The sequence below is a fragment of the Sulfitobacter sp. S223 genome (assembly GCF_025143825.1).
In the GTDB taxonomy this organism is placed as follows: domain Bacteria; phylum Pseudomonadota; class Alphaproteobacteria; order Rhodobacterales; family Rhodobacteraceae; genus Sulfitobacter.
Window position 1 is genome coordinate 2,749,072 of sequence record NZ_CP083560.1, and the last position, 16,714, is coordinate 2,765,785.

At 55.9% G+C, this 16,714-nt stretch carries 22 protein-coding genes; 13 read left to right on the top strand and 9 right to left on the bottom strand.

Translation table 11 applies throughout. From position 1 onward, the window contains the following. The first annotated feature begins 179 nt into the window (after positions 1–179). From K3757_RS13095 to K3757_RS13110, 4 genes are all read left to right on the top strand, one after another. Positions 180–482: a DUF2282 domain-containing protein gene (locus tag K3757_RS13095; protein ID WP_259996156.1), complete on the top strand. Its 303-nt coding sequence runs from the start codon at positions 180–182 to the stop codon at positions 480–482. Positions 483–554: 72 nt separating this feature from the next. Continuing rightward, positions 555–1,415 carry a DUF692 domain-containing protein gene (locus K3757_RS13100; protein ID WP_259996157.1) on the top strand — a complete coding sequence of 287 codons (861 nt, stop codon included), beginning with the start codon at positions 555–557 and terminating at the stop codon, positions 1,413–1,415. Beyond that, positions 1,415–2,167 (top strand): DNA-binding domain-containing protein, encoded by a 753-nt coding sequence (locus K3757_RS13105; protein ID WP_259996158.1) that lies wholly within the window; start codon positions 1,415–1,417, stop codon positions 2,165–2,167. The genes K3757_RS13100 and K3757_RS13105 overlap by 1 nt, the downstream gene beginning before the upstream one ends. Then, a complete protein-coding gene (locus K3757_RS13110) occupies positions 2,164–2,712 on the top strand; it encodes a DoxX family protein (protein WP_259996159.1) in 549 nt (182 codons plus the stop codon). The genes K3757_RS13105 and K3757_RS13110 overlap by 4 nt, the downstream gene beginning before the upstream one ends. Here the strand turns inward: K3757_RS13110 and K3757_RS13115 are convergent. After that, on the bottom strand, positions 2,709–3,029 hold the full coding sequence (locus K3757_RS13115; RefSeq protein WP_260001271.1) for an ArsC/Spx/MgsR family protein: 321 nt from the start codon (positions 3,027–3,029) through the stop codon (positions 2,709–2,711). The two genes, K3757_RS13110 and K3757_RS13115, sit on opposite strands and share 4 nt — an antisense overlap. 179 nt (positions 3,030–3,208) lie before the next feature. Here K3757_RS13115 and K3757_RS13120 point away from each other — a divergent pair, with 179 nt between their 5' ends. Next, complete coding sequence (locus K3757_RS13120) at positions 3,209–3,415, top strand: cold-shock protein (protein ID WP_260001273.1); 207 nt, start codon at positions 3,209–3,211, stop codon at positions 3,413–3,415. 54 nt (positions 3,416–3,469) lie between these two features. Here the strand turns inward: K3757_RS13120 and K3757_RS13125 are convergent, their stop codons facing one another. The 3 genes from K3757_RS13125 to thyX all read right to left on the bottom strand — a co-directional run bounded on the left by K3757_RS13125 (position 3,470) and on the right by thyX (position 5,834). Further along, entirely contained in the window at positions 3,470–3,772 is a 303-nt protein-coding gene (locus tag K3757_RS13125) for a hypothetical protein (RefSeq protein WP_259996160.1), read from the bottom strand. A 236-nt stretch (positions 3,773–4,008) separates the two neighbouring features. Next, positions 4,009–4,917 carry a GIY-YIG nuclease family protein gene (locus tag K3757_RS13130; protein WP_259996161.1) on the bottom strand — a complete coding sequence of 303 codons (909 nt, stop codon included), beginning with the start codon at positions 4,915–4,917 and terminating at the stop codon, positions 4,009–4,011. Next, the gene (thyX, locus tag K3757_RS13135) at positions 4,914–5,834 is read right to left on the bottom strand and encodes an FAD-dependent thymidylate synthase (protein ID WP_259996162.1); all 921 of its coding nucleotides are present in this window, start codon (positions 5,832–5,834) and stop codon (positions 4,914–4,916) included. Before thyX ends, K3757_RS13130 begins: the two co-directional genes overlap by 4 nt. Before the next feature lie 191 nt (positions 5,835–6,025). On the opposite strand from thyX, the gene K3757_RS13140 reads away from it, so the two are divergent. From K3757_RS13140 to K3757_RS13160, 5 genes are all read left to right on the top strand, one after another. After that, positions 6,026–7,117, top strand: a complete 1,092-nt coding sequence (locus K3757_RS13140; protein WP_259996163.1) for a hypothetical protein — start codon at positions 6,026–6,028, stop codon at positions 7,115–7,117. Next, positions 7,114–8,562 carry a surface lipoprotein assembly modifier gene (locus tag K3757_RS13145; RefSeq protein WP_259996164.1) on the top strand — a complete coding sequence of 483 codons (1,449 nt, stop codon included), beginning with the start codon at positions 7,114–7,116 and terminating at the stop codon, positions 8,560–8,562. The genes K3757_RS13140 and K3757_RS13145 overlap by 4 nt, the downstream gene beginning before the upstream one ends. Positions 8,563–8,639: 77 nt before the next feature. Next, complete coding sequence (locus K3757_RS13150; RefSeq protein ID WP_259996165.1) at positions 8,640–9,074, top strand: VOC family protein; 435 nt, start codon at positions 8,640–8,642, stop codon at positions 9,072–9,074. Continuing rightward, entirely contained in the window at positions 9,041–9,781 is a 741-nt protein-coding gene (locus tag K3757_RS13155; protein WP_259996166.1) for a DUF1194 domain-containing protein, read from the top strand. The genes K3757_RS13150 and K3757_RS13155 overlap by 34 nt, the downstream gene beginning before the upstream one ends. Continuing rightward, the gene (locus K3757_RS13160) at positions 9,778–10,494 is read left to right on the top strand and encodes a DUF1194 domain-containing protein (protein WP_259996167.1); all 717 of its coding nucleotides are present in this window, start codon (positions 9,778–9,780) and stop codon (positions 10,492–10,494) included. The genes K3757_RS13155 and K3757_RS13160 overlap by 4 nt, the downstream gene beginning before the upstream one ends. A 42-nt stretch (positions 10,495–10,536) precedes the next feature. Here the strand turns inward: K3757_RS13160 and K3757_RS13165 are convergent, their stop codons facing one another. Next, positions 10,537–11,358 carry a class II aldolase/adducin family protein gene (locus tag K3757_RS13165; protein WP_259996168.1) on the bottom strand — a complete coding sequence of 274 codons (822 nt, stop codon included), beginning with the start codon at positions 11,356–11,358 and terminating at the stop codon, positions 10,537–10,539. A gap of 173 nt (positions 11,359–11,531) precedes the next feature. Between K3757_RS13165 and K3757_RS13170 the strand changes: the two genes are divergently transcribed. Further along, on the top strand, positions 11,532–11,987 hold the full coding sequence (locus tag K3757_RS13170) for a YHS domain-containing (seleno)protein (protein ID WP_259996169.1): 456 nt from the start codon (positions 11,532–11,534) through the stop codon (positions 11,985–11,987). A 105-nt stretch (positions 11,988–12,092) separates the two neighbouring features. Here K3757_RS13170 and K3757_RS13175 read toward each other — a convergent pair whose 3' ends face one another. The 3 genes from K3757_RS13175 to K3757_RS13185 all read right to left on the bottom strand — a co-directional run bounded on the left by K3757_RS13175 (position 12,093) and on the right by K3757_RS13185 (position 13,373). Further along, complete coding sequence (locus K3757_RS13175) at positions 12,093–12,611, bottom strand: MarR family winged helix-turn-helix transcriptional regulator (protein ID WP_259996170.1); 519 nt, start codon at positions 12,609–12,611, stop codon at positions 12,093–12,095. 80 nt (positions 12,612–12,691) lie between these two features. Next, positions 12,692–12,982 (bottom strand): succinate dehydrogenase assembly factor 2, encoded by a 291-nt coding sequence (locus K3757_RS13180; RefSeq protein WP_259996171.1) that lies wholly within the window; start codon positions 12,980–12,982, stop codon positions 12,692–12,694. Next, entirely contained in the window at positions 12,975–13,373 is a 399-nt protein-coding gene (locus K3757_RS13185; RefSeq protein WP_260001276.1) for a helix-turn-helix transcriptional regulator, read from the bottom strand. The genes K3757_RS13180 and K3757_RS13185 overlap by 8 nt, the downstream gene beginning before the upstream one ends. A gap of 136 nt (positions 13,374–13,509) precedes the next feature. Between K3757_RS13185 and K3757_RS13190 the strand changes: the two genes are divergently transcribed. Then, on the top strand, positions 13,510–14,712 hold the full coding sequence (locus K3757_RS13190) for a pyridoxal phosphate-dependent aminotransferase (protein WP_259996173.1): 1,203 nt from the start codon (positions 13,510–13,512) through the stop codon (positions 14,710–14,712). 197 nt (positions 14,713–14,909) lie between these two features. After that, positions 14,910–15,311 carry a hypothetical protein gene (locus tag K3757_RS13195; RefSeq protein WP_259996175.1) on the top strand — a complete coding sequence of 134 codons (402 nt, stop codon included), beginning with the start codon at positions 14,910–14,912 and terminating at the stop codon, positions 15,309–15,311. On the opposite strand, the gene K3757_RS13200 is transcribed toward K3757_RS13195, so the two are convergent. Further along, on the bottom strand, positions 15,308–16,678 hold the full coding sequence (locus K3757_RS13200) for an MATE family efflux transporter (protein ID WP_259996178.1): 1,371 nt from the start codon (positions 16,676–16,678) through the stop codon (positions 15,308–15,310). The genes K3757_RS13195 and K3757_RS13200 overlap by 4 nt on opposite strands. Positions 16,679–16,714: the final 36 nt, after the last annotated feature.

The following is a 16,714-nucleotide window of genomic DNA, read 5'->3' on the forward strand; positions in this document are numbered from 1 at the left end:
GGGCCTTGTGCCCCCCTTTTTGTTTCAAAACGCAGATTTTTCGTGATCAACTGGCCCCATTCAACACAAAAAATCTAACACACCTGTGACACACTGCCTCGTGAGTAGATTTACCGCAGCGGTCCTGCTTAACTGAACCTACCGATATTCACCACGACCTCAAAAAAGGGAGAGACCTGATGTCCACAACCATGAAAACACTCGCCATTGCCGGTGCTGTTGCAGCTTCGATGACAAGCGTCGCAACCACAGCCAATGCCGCCTCCAAAGAAAAATGCTACGGCGTGTCGCTCGCAGGGAAGAATGACTGCGCCGCAGGCCCCGGCACGACCTGCGCAGGCACATCCGTCACCGATTATCAGGGCAACGCATGGACATTGGTCGATGAGGGCACCTGCGAAGCCATCGAACTGCCTGCTATGGCTGATGGCACAGAACGCGCAGGTTCTCTGGAAGCTCTGGAACGCGATCTGCCGGCATAACGCCACGCAATCCGCAGGGCCCGACGCGAATGAAGGGCCCTGCCCCCTCTGCCGGATAAGGAGTGCATTGCTATGTTTGACCAATCCTCCCCCGCGCGACCACTGCCAAATGGCGTTGGCGTGGGCTACAAACCCCAACATTTCAATGATCTGATGGCGTCACCTGCACCGGTGACCTGGATTGAAGTTCATGCCGAAAACTATATGGGTGACGGTGGGCGGCCCCATGCCCAGCTACGTGCGTTGTCAGAACATCTGGCCCTGTCTGTTCACGGTGTCGGCCTGTCCATTGGCGGTGAAGCGCCGTTAGACCGCGAGCATTTGAAGCGGTTGAAAATCCTTTTAGACAGAAGCAATCCATCAAGCTTTTCCGAACATCTGGCATGGTCCACGCATGGTGCCGAGTTCCTGAATGACTTGCTGCCCTTACCCTATACCCAAGCAACGTTGAACCGGGTCGCCGATCACATAGATCAGGTACAAGAGACGCTTGGCCGCGAGATGCTGCTTGAAAACCCGTCCAGCTATCTCGCCTTTGCTGAAAGCACCTTCTCTGAAACCAACTTTCTGGATGCACTTGTCCAGAAGACCGGCTGTGGCTTGTTGCTGGATGTGAACAATGTATTCATCTCATCCACAAACCTGAACCTGAGCCCACAAGCCTATATTGATGCTTATCCGCTTGCGGCTGTGGCCGAGATTCATGTCGGCGGACACGACGAAGATCATGATGACGCCGGAGCCCCGCTGCTGATCGACAGTCACGGCGCGCCAGTCGTAGATCCTGTTTGGTGCCTGCTTGAGTACACCCTACAACAAACGGGTCCGAAGCCTGTTCTAGTAGAGTGGGACACAGATGTACCCGATTGGCCGACGCTGCGTGCCGAAGCCGACCGCGCCGCCACCTGCCTTGCAGGAGCAGAGGTGACCTGATGCAAGTCACTCAGTCCCTTTTTCGCGCGGCACTACTTGATGCCGATGCCCCTGTGCCCGAAGGCCTGGTTGACCCGTTGGGATCGCCCGCTGGTCGCCGGTATAACGTTTATCGCAATAATGTAACCGTCTCGCTGGTTGATACCATGAAGTCGGCGTTTCCAACTGTGCGGGCCTTGTTAGGCCAACAGAACTTTGACACGCTTGCGCCTGTTTTTGTTCGCGAACATCCGCCGCACTCTCCGTTGATGATGCATTACGGCGCTGATTTTCCGGCCTTCCTTGAGGGGTTCGCACCCCTTTCGCATCTTGGATACCTGTCAGATGTCGCGCATCTGGATCTGGCGTTGCGTGCGTCGTATCACGCCGCAGATGCAACCGCTTTCGACCCTGAAAGCCTCCAACAACCGCCAGAAACGCTTTCGACGCTTGAGCTGCGCCTTGCTCCTGCAACGCGTCTTATCCGCTCACGCTGGCCGGTCCATGATCTCTGGCGGCGTGCCACAGAAACAGACGCCCCCAAACCGCGCGCCATTGGCCAAGCGGTCCTGATTACGCGCCCTGCTTTTGACCCTGAAGTGCATCTGCTCCCCATTGGCGCGGCGACATGGCTTAGGGCCTTAGAAACACAACCGCTCGGCCAAGCGATCGAGACGGCAACAGCCGCCGCACCCGATTTCGATTTTGCCGCCACATTGGCTGTCGCCCTCCAAGCTCATGCCTTTTGCAGCCCGGACAAGGACACAATATGACTGCTCTCCTAAATACCTACCGCTCACTCACCGATACGCTGGACCGCGCCGACTGGGTGCTGCCAACACTGGCGCGGCTCCTGTTCGCCGCTATCCTGCTGATGTATTTCTGGATCTCGGGCCTGACCAAGTTGGGTGATGGGCTGTTGGGTATTTTCTCCCCCTCTACAGGGGCTTACGTCCAGATCTTTCCGCGGATGATGGAGGCGGTGGGATATGACACTGATCAGTTCACGGTCCTGCACAAGCTGTTCGTCCTTGCCGGAACTTGGGCAGAGTTCATCCTACCCGCCCTAATTGTGCTGGGCCTGTTCACCCGCCTTGCGGCGCTTGGCATGATCGGTTTCGTCGTGCTGCAGTCGCTGACAGACCTTTATGGCCACGGAGGCTGGGGCGACCCAAAAGTGTTGGGCGCCTGGTTTGACCGCTTTCCAGACGGAGTTATCATGGACCAGCGCGCGCTTTGGATTTTTGCCCTGCTGGTCATCGTGATCAAAGGTGCAGGCCCGTTGTCATTCGACCGCGCCCTGCGCCCCCGCGCCTAGATCGCGTTTTGCACGGCCTCTTGTGTCTGGGCGGTCCAGCCCAGAAACAATGCGTCACCGACCTGAATAAGCGGGCGTTTCATCAACGTGGGGTGCGCTGCCAGCAGATCAAGCGGCGGCGCCTTACGCGCCTCGTCATCCAGTCCGCGCCACGTTGTTGAACGCGTGTTGAGCAATGCATCACCGAACTGCGCGAACGCTTTTGACATCACGGCGTCGGGCACTCCGGCCTCGCGCACATCGACAAATGTCGCGTTTGGCAGGGCTTTCAAGGCTTTGCGGCATGTGTCGCAGGTCTTTAGACCGAATAGGGTGATCATCGCCTAATTACTCCTCAGATGGGTTTGGCTAACACGCTATTGTTGAAAAACTATGCGTGCCACCTTGATTTTTTTCAAAATTGACCAATCATTTATTAAGCGGGGAGGTCAAGATGCCCTTGGCCCCTAGCCCCGTCTTCGGGCGGGACGATACTGGAACAGGAGGCGCGGAAGCGATGCCAACGGGAACCGTCAAATGGTTTAATACGACAAAGGGTTATGGGTTTATCGCCCCAGAAGGGGGCGGAAATGACGTATTTGTCCACATCTCTGCTGTAGAGCGTTCGGGGCTGACGGGCCTCGCGGACGATCAAAAGGTTAGCTACGAGCTTTCCGAAGGGCGTGACGGACGCCAGATGGCCGCAGATCTCAAGCTTCTGTAATGCCTGCGCCGGCGCCTGCAAAGGCGCCGGAAGCCCACAGGCCGGACTAACGGCTTAATCGTATGTGCAGCCTTTTTTCCCGATGGGGCAATCGGCGCGTGCTTTGTATGCCTTGCGTTTTACCTTGTGGACCTTTTTCTTGGCCACGGGATGCGACATTGCTGACTGATAGCTGACGTGCTGGTTCGGCGTTCCACAACAAATCACCCCGTTGATCGACACAGGCTGAAGGCCGGTGGGGCAGTAATTCTGCGATGTTTTATACGGGTATATTTTGGCATCGGCACTGGCGGTCTGCGGCATGATCGTTGCCAGCCCAAGTGCAGCGACAAGCGCCAATCCAGTGAATTTTGACATAATAACCTCAGTTTTAGGCGTATCGAGGCCAGTTTTGCGAATGTGCCGGATCAAGTCCAGCCTTTTCAGCCGCTGCCCGCAAAAGCCCCCTCAATAAGAAACACCGCGCCCGAACCGAGGGGCAGGAAGCAAAGCGCCCGCGTCAAACCGAAGGTTTGCCTTTAGCAAAACGGGGGCATTTCGGGCGCTGCCCAATCTGAAATTGGGCATAAGTGTAAAGCAATACTACTAGCGAGTTATTCGATCAAAGCTTTGTCGATCATGCTGTCTTTCCAAGCACCATAATTCATGCCTTGGCCCCGAACGAGCCAATCTGTCCGGCCATTTCTACTGGTACCAAAAAGAAATACAGCTGCAGCGCTTGGGCTGCCAAAAGAAATATCCTGTTCAACACGAAAGTTCTTTTCGTCAAGCGCAGTGATCTGGCCAGTTCTGATAGCGTCATCACGAACAGATTTAATCTTATCTTTGAAAGAGATTGCTTCGCGCAACGCTCCAATAGCCCCCTCTTCGACGATAAAATCGCCAGCATCCTCTCGTGCTTGAGCAACGATACCAGCCTTGGCATTAATTAACTCGAACTTCACTTCGAATACTGTCGTTTCAGCATTCTTATTTATCGCGGGCTTACTAGATGCCGGTTTCCTGAAAACTTCGACACCTACAACGGGTAAAACCAGTTGGATTTCTTCTAGGAAAGTTTCCATATCTGCAATATCCGCCTCAGGCAGCAGATTAAATTGAGGCATGTCCTTGTTTTCAATCTTTGCTCTTCTGGCCTCTTTCAAAAGCGTCAGTAGCCTCCCTTCGAGATACCGGACATGTGCCTTAGTTAAATTCATGTCCTTGCTGGTTACGGCTATAAACCTCTCCCAAAAGTCTTTCTCCTTATTGTGAGTGTAAAGACGTTTTCCAATTTCGTCTCCCTCCCCCACATAAACCTTTAAAAGATCACTTCCTTCATCATCAGGGCCGATCAACAAATAGATTCCGGTTCGCTTTAGTTCGTCCCTAGCAAAGGCGCCTTCGAACCGTGTTCGAGGAGCGGCAAGGACATGCCCAGTCCAGTTCATAATTTCAGCGGTAAGAATACCTGTCGCTTTTCCATCCGCTAGATAAAGTCGAACTGAGCGGCCAGCGCTCACTTAAGCGCGCCCTCAAACTCCCGCCATTCCCCCTTCGACATCCCGCTATTCTCCTGCGTGACCTCTTCGCCTTTCAGCATGCGGCGCACGCAGTCTAGCGCTTTGCCCGACAGGGTCGCGCCGCCCAGACGGTAGTCCTCGAACGCGCCGTAAGCAGCTGGCACCCAGTCGGCGACGACTTTACAGATCGCATCGGCGTAGACGCGGATTTCGTATTGGGCGTGTTCGTCCGCGCGCAGGCGCAGGAAGTGGAACAGGTTGTGCAGGTCCACCTTCCAGTACCATTGCGTATAGACGTTGGCGGGCAGGTTCATGCGGGCCAGTTCGCGGGCAAGGCCGTCTTGTGCTTCGCCGTCGGGGCCGGTTTCGCCGATCATCGCCTCATAGTTGTCATAGGCGCGGTTGGAATCGGATTTCAGGATTTCCAGCACGCGCGCGGCTTCGGCCCCTTCCAGCACGCCACCGCGGCCCTGATTGTTCACCACGCTCTGCGCATTCACATGTTCGGGCGCGGGAATATAGAACTCACGATCGAGAATCGAATAGCGGGCTGAGTATTCGTTGACGTTGGCTGTCCGGTGGCGAATCCACTGGCGCGCGACGAAAACGGGCAGTTTCACGTGCAGCTTGATTTCGCACATCTCGAAGGGGGTGGAGTGCCAGTGACGCATCAGATAGCGGATCAGCCCTTCGTCGTTCTGAACGGACTTTGTGCCTTTTCCGTAGCTTACGCGTGCGGCCTGACAGATGGCGGCATCATCTCCCATGTAATCAATGACGCGGATAAACCCGTGGTCGAGCACTTCGTGCGCTGTATACAGATGCGCCTCCATCCCCGGAGAGACAGCCCGCAAGGTAGGTTGTGGCGTGGCGCGCTGTGCATCGATTTCGGCTTGTTGTTCTGGGCTGATGGGCATGATGTGTCCTGTCCGTGGGATTCGCTTTTCACTATATCTGGTGTATGGGTCGGCGTGAACGCCATATAGGGTATTGTATTTTCGTCATGGTAGTGCCGTTTATGCGTAACGCCCCTTTGCCAGCGTTGACAAACGGGGGGCCGGACGGTGATTGTTGCTTAAAACGAGAATAATGCTTTGAGGGCAGGCCTGTGAAAAACAAAATTATTAGCCTCGCATTGATTGCGGGATTGGCTGCATGCAGCGGCGGGAACCCGTTTGAAGAAACGGATACTGCAACAGATGGCGACACAACCGGCGGTACAGACGGCGGCACCGATACCGGTGGCGAAACCGACGGTGATGGCATCGCGGTTGATGGCGTGCCTCCCGGCACAGAGTCCCCCACAGCAGGCTCCACGATCTTTCGCAGCGAAGCGCGCGTAGATTCCTCATCTGCATCGGGTTACGGCAACGGTTTCGCCAACTCGGTCAGCTACAACAGCGCGGATGATACGTTCACCGTAAACAACCTAGCCTTTGACGGTGACGGCCCATATGTGCGCGGCGAAGCCGTGAGCAGCTTTCACGAAGGTGCGGGCCTTGGCCGATTTGCGGTCTATGAGGCTGAAGAACTGGCGCAGGACCCTATCTCTGGTGATGACATCAGCCAGTTTACGTACCGCGCGGTCTATGGAACCAGCAAAAACCGGACGGGCGATGCGAATGAAATCGCGACGACCCAGTTTGCGATTATCCGGACCGGAAACTATATCCAGTATGGCTTTGGCGGGTTTGTCTACCAACGCGACGATTCCGTGGTTCTGCCAGAAACCCTGCAAGCCCGATACACAGGCAAATCTGCCGGTTTGCGTGACTTCAATGCGGATGGCGGATTGCAGTACACCACGGCAGATGTTGAAATTATCATCGACAGCGACGACTTTGACGAAGGTGCCGGTGTAGACGGAACGATCCGTAACCGCCGCGTCTATGACCTTGCCGGCAATGACATCACCAGCACGGTTGCCAACAGCATCTCTCCCAACCTCACCGAAATCCCGGTCGCTCAATTCGTGATCGGGCCGGGCGTTCTTGAGGACAGTGGCGATCTGGTCGGTGAAATCGTGAGCCAATATCGCGGCGAAGATGGCGAGACAGTCGGTTACGAAGAAGGCAACTATTACGCGATTGTCTCTGGCGATGATGCCAGCGAAATTGTCGGTGTCTTCGTTCTGGAAGCGGCAGACACGCGTGATACAGGCGGATTTATCGTCTATCGGGGTGATCCTGTTACGCCATGAGCCTGTTAAAACAGCAGCTTAAAGCATTGGCACTGGGCGCGGCGGTTTTGACTGCTGCGCCTGTTGCGTTGGCGCAGCAAACAAGTGATGCGCCCGTTCAACTGTCGGTCGAGCAGATGCGCCGCGCTGCGGAACTCAATTTGCGCAACGAGGACTATGGCCGCGCCTTAGCCTTTGCAGACGCGTTGCTGCAGCGTGATCCGCAAGATGTCACAGCCTTGCTGATCCGCTCCCAAGCGCTGAGAGCCCGTGCGAAATATGCTGATGCACAAAGGGCCGCCCGTGATGCGTGGCGCCTGGCCAAGTCAGACAATCAAAAATTCACCGCATCAATGTTGATGGCGCAGGCGCTTTCGTCTGACGGCAAACGCACGCGCGCGCAATTCTGGCTACGCCGTGCCGCACAGGTTGCACCAACAAAGGCACATGCCAATCGCGCAGCACAGGACTTTCGCTATGTCCAGCAGCGCAATCCGTGGCAGACCAATCTGACGTTTACATTCCAGCCAAGCTCTAACATCAATAATGGCTCGGCGAATGACAGCTCTACTTTGCTGTATGATATTCTCAATCCCATTCTGGGTGACAGCGAGGTTGCTCTTGGCGCTTCCAGCCAGGCACTATCGGGGCTTGAGACCGGCTTTGCGTTGCAATCACGCTACCGTTTTCACCAAACAGAACGGACAGCCCACGATCTGCGCATCGGTCTCGCCTATCGCACCTACCATCTGTCGAATTCTGCAAAGGACGATCTAGCGGAGGAAGACGCGGCGCGTGTTGCACGCGGCGAAGTCCCGCTTGAGGTGTCGGGCGGAGATTTCGCCTATGGCACGGTGCAGTTGGGCTACGGTTACAAACAACTGCGCGCGGACCGGCGCGGGGAATTTAGCCTGACAGCCGATATTGGCCAAAGTTTCTACGGCGGCGCACGGTATCAGCGATATCTGCGCGCAGGTGTCGGGCAATCATATTACATCAATGCCAAAACCAAGCTTGATTTCGGCCTAAGCACTGACATCCGAAGCGGCCAGCGCGGGGCTGATCAGGAACAACTCAGCCTCAGCGGAGGCGTCAGCAAACGTCTGGCTGGTGGAAATGGCCTGTATCTTGGCGCAGCGATCACGTCGGTCAGTTCGGACACAGAGCGTTTGGAATATGATGAAATCCGCCTGCGCTCCGGCTATCTTCTGGGCCGTCAGGTGATGGGGACATCGCTTCAGCTCGGGCTTAGCACCAGCTTTCGCGATTACGATGTGACCCCCCACGGACCAAACGGGCGTCGCGAATTCCAGATCGCTGCCGAGGCAACAGCGACCTTCAATAAGATCGACTATATGGGTTTCAACCCCACCGTCAGCCTGAGCGCGTCCACGACCAACAGCAATATTGGTCTTTATGACGTGAACCGCATCGGGTTGAGCGTTGGAATTGCATCCGCATTTTAGCGCCCCTCGCCTCGACAGCGGCGCGCGCAGTGCTAGGATATGGGGCAGATAACATTGCTCAATAAAGGAGCCCTGCAATGCCCATCAAATACCTGCACACAATGGTTCGCGTCAAAGACCTCGATGCCTCCATCGCTTTCTACAAACTGCTTGGGCTGGTTGAGCGCCGCCGGATCGAGAATGAAGGCGGACGGTTCACATTGGTGTTTCTCTGCCCTCCCGGAATGGATGACGGCCATGCGGATGTGGAGCTGACCTATAACTGGGACGGTGACGACGGGCTGCCATCAGACAGCCGACACTTTGGTCACCTCGCCTACACGGTCGAGAACATTTATGACACTTGCCAGCACCTTATGGACAACGGCGTTACTATAAACCGCCCCCCCCACGACGGGCGCATGGCTTTCGTTCGGTCCCCTGACAACATCTCGGTCGAGCTTCTCCAAGAGGGCGATGCCCTGACACCTGCAGAACCATGGACCTCTATGAGCAATACCGGCCATTGGTGATCCGCACACTGGGCCTTGCGGCGGGGGTCACCCTCGCCGCGCTGCCTGCGGTGGCAGTGGAATGTCGGCTTGCACTGGCGTTGGCGATTGATGTTTCCAGTTCCGTAGATGCAACAGAAGACGCGCTGCAGCGCGGTGGTGTGGTGGCCGCATTGACTGCGCCAGAGGTAGAGGCCGCGTTTTTCTCTGCTGACCTGCCTGTCGCTTTGGCTGTGTACGAATGGTCGGGGCGCTACAATCAGGAAATCATTCTTGACTGGACCCTGATTGACAGCCGCACAACATTGGTCCGCGCCGCAGAAACCGTGGCACAATCCAAGCGCAGTCATAACGATTTCCCCACGGCCATGGGTTACGCGCTGGGTTTCGGGGCGCAACTGCTGGAACGCGGACCGGATTGCTTGCGCAAGACGCTGGATATGGCAGGCGATGGGCAAAGCAACGAAGGCTTCGGGCCACAGAGTGCTTACCGCGAGTTTCCATTTGAAGATGTGACGGTCAACGGTTTGGTGGTAAATGCTGCCGATTTCGAGGGTGAAGTCGGTCTGATTGCATTTTATCGCGGCGAAGTGATCCACGGCCCCGGTGCTTTCCTTATTGTCGCAGACGGCTTTGAGGATTACGAAGGTGCGATGCAGCGCAAATTAGAGCGTGAACTGACACCCCCCGCAATTGGTGCGTTACAAAATCAGGGAAACGCCGGATGAAAACCGCGCTCCTTGTTGCACTCCTTGCGATGGGTGCGGCCCAAGCTTCGGTCGCACAGACCTGCCGTCAGGCATTAGCGCTGGGGTTGGATGTTTCGGGTTCGGTGGATGCGCGTGAATACCGGTTGCAGCTAAGCGGGTTGGCAACGGCATTGAACAGCTCGGCTGTGCGCGCCGCGCTGCTGGAGCAGCCTGAAGCACCGGTTGAGCTACTGGTCTTTGAATGGAGCGGACCGCAAGAGCAGACCACGTTGGTGCCTTGGACCCGCATCACCGATGCGCAAACACTGACGGACGTCACAGAGGTGCTCGGCAACGTTCAGCGGCGCGAAGGTTCGGCACCCGGGACAGCCTTGGGTGTGGCGATGATGGTTGGCGCAAAAATGCTTGCGCAGCGCGGCCAGTGCTGGCGGCGCACATTGGACATCTCTGGCGATGGCAAAAGCAACCTTGGACCGCGACCGCGCAATATCAAACCCGCACTGGCGTCCGAAGGTATCACCATTAATGCGCTCGTGATCGGTGCGGACAATCCCGCGAACGGCGATATCCGGCAAAGCGAGATTGCCGAACTCAGCGCCTATTTCACCGCCGAAGTCATTGTCGGGCCAGATGCCTTCGTCGAAGTTGCTTTGGGATTTGAGGATTACGCCGCTGCGATGGAGCGAAAGCTGTTGCGCGAACTGGACGGGCTCATTGTCTCAATGAGATAGGCAGCCAAGGACCTCTTCGACACAGGGGCCCTTGGCGCAGCATTACTGGTCGTGACCGGGGTTCTGGCGCGCCAGCTTGCGCATAAGACCAGGCCAAACCAGATTATCGCCCATCCCCGGCGTGAAGGCACCAGCCGCCTGCCCCGACACCGTGTCAGCCATCGCCTGAGGTTCTTCATGCAGGTTCTCAGAGCCCGCAGCCTGCGCAAGGATCTGGGTCTTGCAGGCGTTTTCAAGGAAATACATCCGCAAGAAAGCAATTGCGCAGTTTGGACCAACTGTAAGCGTACCGTGATTGCGCAGCATCAGAAGGCTCTTATCACCAATATCCGCGACGATACGCTCCCGTTCGTCCAAATCCAACGCGATGCCTTCGTAGTCATGATATGCAAGGTCGTTCGAAACCGTCATAGCAAACTGCGTGTAGCGGCGCAGCCCGTTGTTCTGGACGGAAACAGCAACGCCGTATGGTGTATGCACATGGATCACGCAGCCCGCGTCATGACGCGCCGCATGAATAGCGCTGTGAATGGTGAAGCCGGCCGGATTGATGAAATACGGCGTTTCGGAGCAAATATTGCCGTGCAGATCGATCTTGACTAGGCAAGACGCCGTCATCTCGTCGAACATCACGCCATAGGGGTTAATCAGGAATCGCTCTTCGCCATTCTCGTCAGGCAACCGTGCAGAGATATGCGTGAACACCAGATCGGTCCAACCGTGCAGGGCACAGAGGCGGTAAGTGGCGGCAAGCTGGCAGCGCAAATCCCACTCGATTTCACTCACCTCGCCTTTCAGGCTTGGCAGGCTTTGCGGGTCAGGTATGTCGAAGCCACCTGAGCGTAGGGCGCTTTGTGTGTTCATTACATTCTCCGGTCAAATTTGCTGTTGGGTCAGGAGAAGTTTGTGATCCGCGCCTGCCGTGTGTCAACGATGCTGCCGCAGCATGACGCAGGGTTGCTCACGCAGATGTTTCTGCAAAGCAGAAAAATATCAGCTACGATCCTTAAGATTAAATAGAATAAGGGGGGCGCGACATGACGCTTTTCTCGCGTAGAAAAATGATGCTATCCGGTGCAGCGATTGCTGCGTTTAGTCCCCTTCAGCTAAGCGCTGCCACGGTGCGGGTCTCGATCAATGACGTAGGCGCTGCAATTGATGGCTACGACACAACAGCCTATTGGCAGATCGCGGCGGCACAGACTGGCGCAGCCACTCACACTGTCTCATGGAGCGGTGCTACATGGCAGTTTTCCTCACAAAATAACGCGGACATGTTTGCCGCCGCGCCAATCGACTTCGCGCCCCAATTCGGTGGCTTTTGTACCCGTGCAATGTCCTTCGGGAAGGTCGTGAACGGCGATCCGGAGGTTTGGCGCATTTATGAAGGCAAGCTTTACCTCTTTGCACGTCCCATCGGCGGCGAAAAGTTTGACGAAGGTCCAGATCCCATAATTGGGCAGGCTCAGGATAGCTGGGATTTGCTGGATTGACGGAGGCATAGCGCTCCGCCATCCAACGACTGCTGCAATCCATTGCCTAGCTACGCCGCACGCCTGACCTCCAAGCGCCCCATTCGAGGTCCGCAGTGATCGCTATCAATAGATATAGCGTATCTGATCTGTCCAATACCTCTCGACCCGTTTGAGCGCCGCAGTGATCTCAATCACGCCCGCAGGCCCCAGCACACCGCGATCTTCAAGCCCGCCTGCATGGCGCAGAAACAGCTCATTGACCACATCGCGAATAGAGCGGCCCTTCTCTGTCAGCCGCACCCGAACCGAGCGGCGGTCGATCTCGCAGCGCTGGTGGTGCATGTATCCCATTTCAACCAGCTTCTTGAGGTTATAGCTGACGTTGCTGCCTTGGTAATAACCACGGCTCTTCAGTTCGCCGGCGGTTACTTCATTGTCGCCGATATTGAACAGCAGCAACGCCTGCACGGCGTTGATCTCCAATACGCCAACGCGTTCGAACTCGTCCTTGATGACGTCCAACAACAACCGGTGAAGCCGCTCAACTAATGAGAGCGCCTCCAGGTACCCGGTCATAAACCCTTTTTGGGGTGGGGCTGTTGTCTCATTGATTGGCAGACCAATGGGATCCTGAATACTCATACTACTCTCCGACTCTGTGTGGCTCTGAGAGAAGAATGCAGAATAAATCAGAAGATTTCGTTAAAGGCTATCTAACGAAATTACCCTTTAGAAACGTGCGTTTGAACGTCCGAGATCAGCGCGGCATACTGTGCCTTTGGCGCAATCTGGCCGGTGACCCACTGATAAAGGTCATGATCGTTCTCGTTGAGCATGTCATCATACAGGTCCAAATCGGCATCGTTCATGTCAGCCAGACTGTCTGTGGCAAAGGCGGAAAGGATCAGGTCCATCTCTTTGATACCGCGCCGCATGGAGCGCATGGCAAGGCGCTTGACCCGGACCTCGCGTGGTTCATTCTGCGGGCGTTGTGGGGTTGGTATTTCAAGCATCCGAAGTCTCCGTCAACAGTGCGCGCAGCCTTTTTTCAAGCTGGGCAAGCCGTTTGGTGTTTTGCAGCATCTCGACACGCAGGCTGCGCATCTCTGATAGTATATCAGCGGCGTCTTCGGTCAGCACGCCCGTTTCTCCGGTGCCGTCCAGACCTTCACCTTCGCCGTTGATCAACCACATCATTGATACGTTCAGCAAACCTGCCAACATCGACAGGCGATTAGCGCGTGGTTCTGACATATCATTTTCCCACGCATGCAATGTGGGTACCCGAATACCAAGCCTTCGGGCCAGTACCGCCTGCGTCATGCCTGCCGCCTCGCGCGCGGCAGCTACGCGGTCACCGAATGTCGCCGCCTCCGGCGCGTACCAGTCGGTTTGGTCAAGCATGTCGTCGGAATGTGTCATTACGTGCTCCTTGGGCGCCAAAGGCGCGTGTATTTCAACAGTCGCTGGCAGAATGCTTGCAACTGCGGGGAGACCCCCTATGAGTGGATTCACTTACATATAGCGCAACGAGGCCGAAATGGAACTGCTCTCCCGTACACTTGCCCGCGTCAAACCATCGCCCACAATTGCTGTCACAACCAAAGCACAAGAGCTCAAAGCCGCTGGCCGAGACGTGATTGGTTTGGGCGCCGGCGAACCGGACTTTGATACCCCCCAAAATATCAAGGACGCGGCTGTTGCTGCAATCGCGGATGGCAAAACGAAATACACTGCTGTGGATGGCATTCCAGAGCTTAAGCAAGCAATTTGTGCCAAGCTCAAACGAGACAATGAGCTGGATTATGTTCCCGCACAAGTCAGCGTGTCCAGCGGCGGCAAGCAGGTGCTTTATAATGCACTGATGGCGACGATGAACCCGGGTGAAGAAGTCATCATTCCAGCGCCTTACTGGGTCAGCTACCCTGATATGGTGCTGCTTGCCGGCGGCACGCCTGTGGTCGTTGAATGCGGCATCGAACAGAACTTTAAGATGACCGCCGACCAGCTAGAGGCAGCGATCACGCCCAATACAAAATGGCTGATATTCAACTCTCCTTCCAACCCGACCGGTGCGGGCTATAGCTGGGATGAACTGAAGGCGCTGACAGAGGTGCTTTTGCGTCATCCCCATGTCTGGGTGATGACCGATGACATGTACGAACACCTTGCCTATGACGACTTCAAATTTTGCACCCCTGCTCAGGTCGAGCCTAGGCTTTACGACCGGACGTTGACGGTGAACGGCGTATCCAAAGCCTATGCTATGACCGGCTGGCGGATTGGGTATGCGGCCGGACCGGAAAAACTGATAGGGGCGATGCGCAAGGTTCAGTCCCAGTCCACTTCGAACCCGTGCTCGATCAGCCAGTATGCCGCGATCGAAGCACTGAACGGTACGCAGGACTATATTGCCCCGCACAATGAGATGTTTGTGCGTCGCCGCAATCTGGTGGTCGAGGCGCTGAATGCCATCGAAGGGATCACATGCCCGGTCCCAGAAGGCGCTTTCTACGTCTATCCTTCCATATCTGGCCTGATCGGCAAAACCACCGCCGCAGGTACCCTGATCGAGAATGACGAAGTCTTCGCGACCGCTTTGCTGGAAGAAACAGGTGTAGCGGTTGTATTTGGCGCCGCTTTCGGTCTCAGCCCCAACTTCCGCATCAGCTATGCCACGTCGGATGAAAATCTGGTGGAAGCCTGCAAACGGATCACAGCGTTCTGCGCCGGGTTGCACTAACCCCTGGTACTGGCCCCATGCGCCTGACGCGCTGGGGCCTTCACGTCACGTGACACCACGTAAACTATGTGCATTTCAGCAAACGCTTGCATTATTGTCGTGAACTGACAGAAATGCGCCTAACTAATAATGAGTGGCTTTGCCTGTGGTGCGACTGATATTGTCCACTTATCAGAGCAATGCGGTGAGGGTACCCGATGGCTGAAAAGTTGCCAGAATATTACTTCCGAGTACGTGATAACGGAGCCTTTGTCTTTCGTCTGGATACCGAAAACCGCCAGCGACGGATCGAGATGGACCAGATTGCCGTGGTCAATATGCGCAACGGTGAAATCAAGCCGCACGGCGACCGTACACTCAGCACCGCTGATATCGAGGCGATCAAAAACTGGATGGTGGAACGCGCCCAAACACTGGCCCACCGCGAAATCGACGATATTTTCCGCGCGATTGACTACCTCAACAGCACAACCCATTGGGTGCAATCACGCGCTACGGATGAACAGCTTGAGGCCGTGACTGACAATTTGCTACTTGCGATGCACGACTTGCGCAGCACGTTGGTTCGCAAAAAGGCAGATCGGCTCATGAAGGGCTAAACAGCAGCCTGACGGCGGCGGATACCGGGCAACACTGTGCGCCAGAAGCGGACATTCAGCAGTATCGCCGCAACACCAAGGCCGATGCCAAGACCCGCCCAGACGCCGATCCCCTCAAGACCCAGCGTAAAGCCCAGCAGATAGGACGTCGGTACACCGATGGCCCAATAGCTGATGGCGGCATAGATCATTGGCATGCGCGTATCCTGCACACCGCGCAATACCCCAAGAGCAATGGCCTGCGTCCCGTCAACAAGCTGGAACAGCCCTGCCATAAACAGAATGCCGACGCCTATCTGCAATATCTGTTCCCGCGCAGGGTCGTCCGGCAGGATAAAGATGCCGATGAAGACTTGCGGGAAAAGGAAAAACAACGAAACGGTTATGACAGAAAAAACGAGCGATATTGCTGTCACAACCACTGCGCCGCGCGCCAGATGCGCGGAATCGCTGCGCCCATAAGCATTGCCCGCCCGCACAGTACCAGCGTTGCTCAGCCCCAGATGCACCATGAAAGTGATTGAGGCGAGCTGCACCGCGATGCCATGCGCCGCAAGCGGAATTGTCCCCAGCCAGCCCATCATAACAGCCGATGCCGCGAATAGCCCGACTTCGCTCAGAGATGTAATAGAGATAGGCCAACCAAGGCGGAACACCTGTGCCAGCATGTCCCAATCCGCACGCCAAAGGCGGACAAACAGGTCATGTTGCGGTACGAAAATACGCACATAAAGTACTACACCGACAAGGGAGACGACCTGCGTGCTAAGAGAGGCAATCGCAGCGCCGACAACGCCCATCTCTGGCGCGCCCCAATTGCCAAAGATCAGGGCATAGTTCACCATAGCATTGGTAATCGCCGCCAAAACGGTGATCCATAGCACCACCTGCGTCCGTTCAAGCGCAGCCAGATAGCTTTTCAGAACCATCACAAAAAGAGCAGGCAAAATGCCCCAGCCCGCGACAGCCAGATAACCGGAGCCACGGATGACCACGTCCTCCTCCTGCCCCAACAGGCGCAGGATTGGCGCGGCAAAGACCATCAGCGGCAAAGCCAGCAGCGCGAATCCAAAACTTAACCATAAGCCCATGCGCGTGGCGCGGCGGATCGAAACCTCGTCACCTTCCGCCTGAAAAGAAGCAACCATCGGCATCACAGCCCAAGCAAACCCTGAGCCAAAGATAAAGATCACAAAGAAATAGGTAGAGGCCAGCGTGACAGCAGCCAGCGCCTCTACGCCATACCATCCCAGCATAACGGTATCGGTCACACCGATCGCCATTTGGGCAAGATGCCCACCAATAAGCGGCAATCCAAGCGTCGCAATAGCCTTAGCGTGGCCGCGGGGAGACATGATCTTTTTCATAGTCCCTGTCTATGCTCAGGAACTCTCCGGCGAAAG

What these genes read in the sequence shown, in the direction of transcription:
- K3757_RS13095 (WP_259996156.1), top strand. Translation starts at nt 180, where the DNA reads ATGTCCACAACCATGAAAACACTCGCCATTGCCGGTGCTGTTGCAGCT.
- K3757_RS13100 (WP_259996157.1), top strand. Translation starts at nt 555, where the DNA reads ATGTTTGACCAATCCTCCCCCGCGCGACCACTGCCAAATGGCGTTGGC.
- K3757_RS13105 (WP_259996158.1), top strand. Translation starts at nt 1,415, where the DNA reads ATGCAAGTCACTCAGTCCCTTTTTCGCGCGGCACTACTTGATGCCGAT.
- K3757_RS13110 (WP_259996159.1), top strand. Translation starts at nt 2,164, where the DNA reads ATGACTGCTCTCCTAAATACCTACCGCTCACTCACCGATACGCTGGAC.
- K3757_RS13120 (WP_260001273.1), top strand. Translation starts at nt 3,209, where the DNA reads ATGCCAACGGGAACCGTCAAATGGTTTAATACGACAAAGGGTTATGGG.
- K3757_RS13125 (WP_259996160.1), bottom strand. Translation starts at nt 3,772, where the DNA reads ATGTCAAAATTCACTGGATTGGCGCTTGTCGCTGCACTTGGGCTGGCA.
- thyX (WP_259996162.1), bottom strand. Translation starts at nt 5,834, where the DNA reads ATGCCCATCAGCCCAGAACAACAAGCCGAAATCGATGCACAGCGCGCC.
- K3757_RS13145 (WP_259996164.1), top strand. Translation starts at nt 7,114, where the DNA reads ATGAGCCTGTTAAAACAGCAGCTTAAAGCATTGGCACTGGGCGCGGCG.
- K3757_RS13150 (WP_259996165.1), top strand. Translation starts at nt 8,640, where the DNA reads ATGCCCATCAAATACCTGCACACAATGGTTCGCGTCAAAGACCTCGAT.
- K3757_RS13155 (WP_259996166.1), top strand. Translation starts at nt 9,041, where the DNA reads ATGGACCTCTATGAGCAATACCGGCCATTGGTGATCCGCACACTGGGC.
- K3757_RS13160 (WP_259996167.1), top strand. Translation starts at nt 9,778, where the DNA reads ATGAAAACCGCGCTCCTTGTTGCACTCCTTGCGATGGGTGCGGCCCAA.
- K3757_RS13165 (WP_259996168.1), bottom strand. Translation starts at nt 11,358, where the DNA reads ATGAACACACAAAGCGCCCTACGCTCAGGTGGCTTCGACATACCTGAC.
- K3757_RS13170 (WP_259996169.1), top strand. Translation starts at nt 11,532, where the DNA reads ATGACGCTTTTCTCGCGTAGAAAAATGATGCTATCCGGTGCAGCGATT.
- K3757_RS13175 (WP_259996170.1), bottom strand. Translation starts at nt 12,611, where the DNA reads ATGAGTATTCAGGATCCCATTGGTCTGCCAATCAATGAGACAACAGCC.
- K3757_RS13180 (WP_259996171.1), bottom strand. Translation starts at nt 12,982, where the DNA reads ATGCTTGAAATACCAACCCCACAACGCCCGCAGAATGAACCACGCGAG.
- K3757_RS13185 (WP_260001276.1), bottom strand. Translation starts at nt 13,373, where the DNA reads ATGCTTGACCAAACCGACTGGTACGCGCCGGAGGCGGCGACATTCGGT.
- K3757_RS13190 (WP_259996173.1), top strand. Translation starts at nt 13,510, where the DNA reads ATGGAACTGCTCTCCCGTACACTTGCCCGCGTCAAACCATCGCCCACA.
- K3757_RS13195 (WP_259996175.1), top strand. Translation starts at nt 14,910, where the DNA reads ATGGCTGAAAAGTTGCCAGAATATTACTTCCGAGTACGTGATAACGGA.
- K3757_RS13200 (WP_259996178.1), bottom strand. Translation starts at nt 16,678, where the DNA reads ATGAAAAAGATCATGTCTCCCCGCGGCCACGCTAAGGCTATTGCGACG.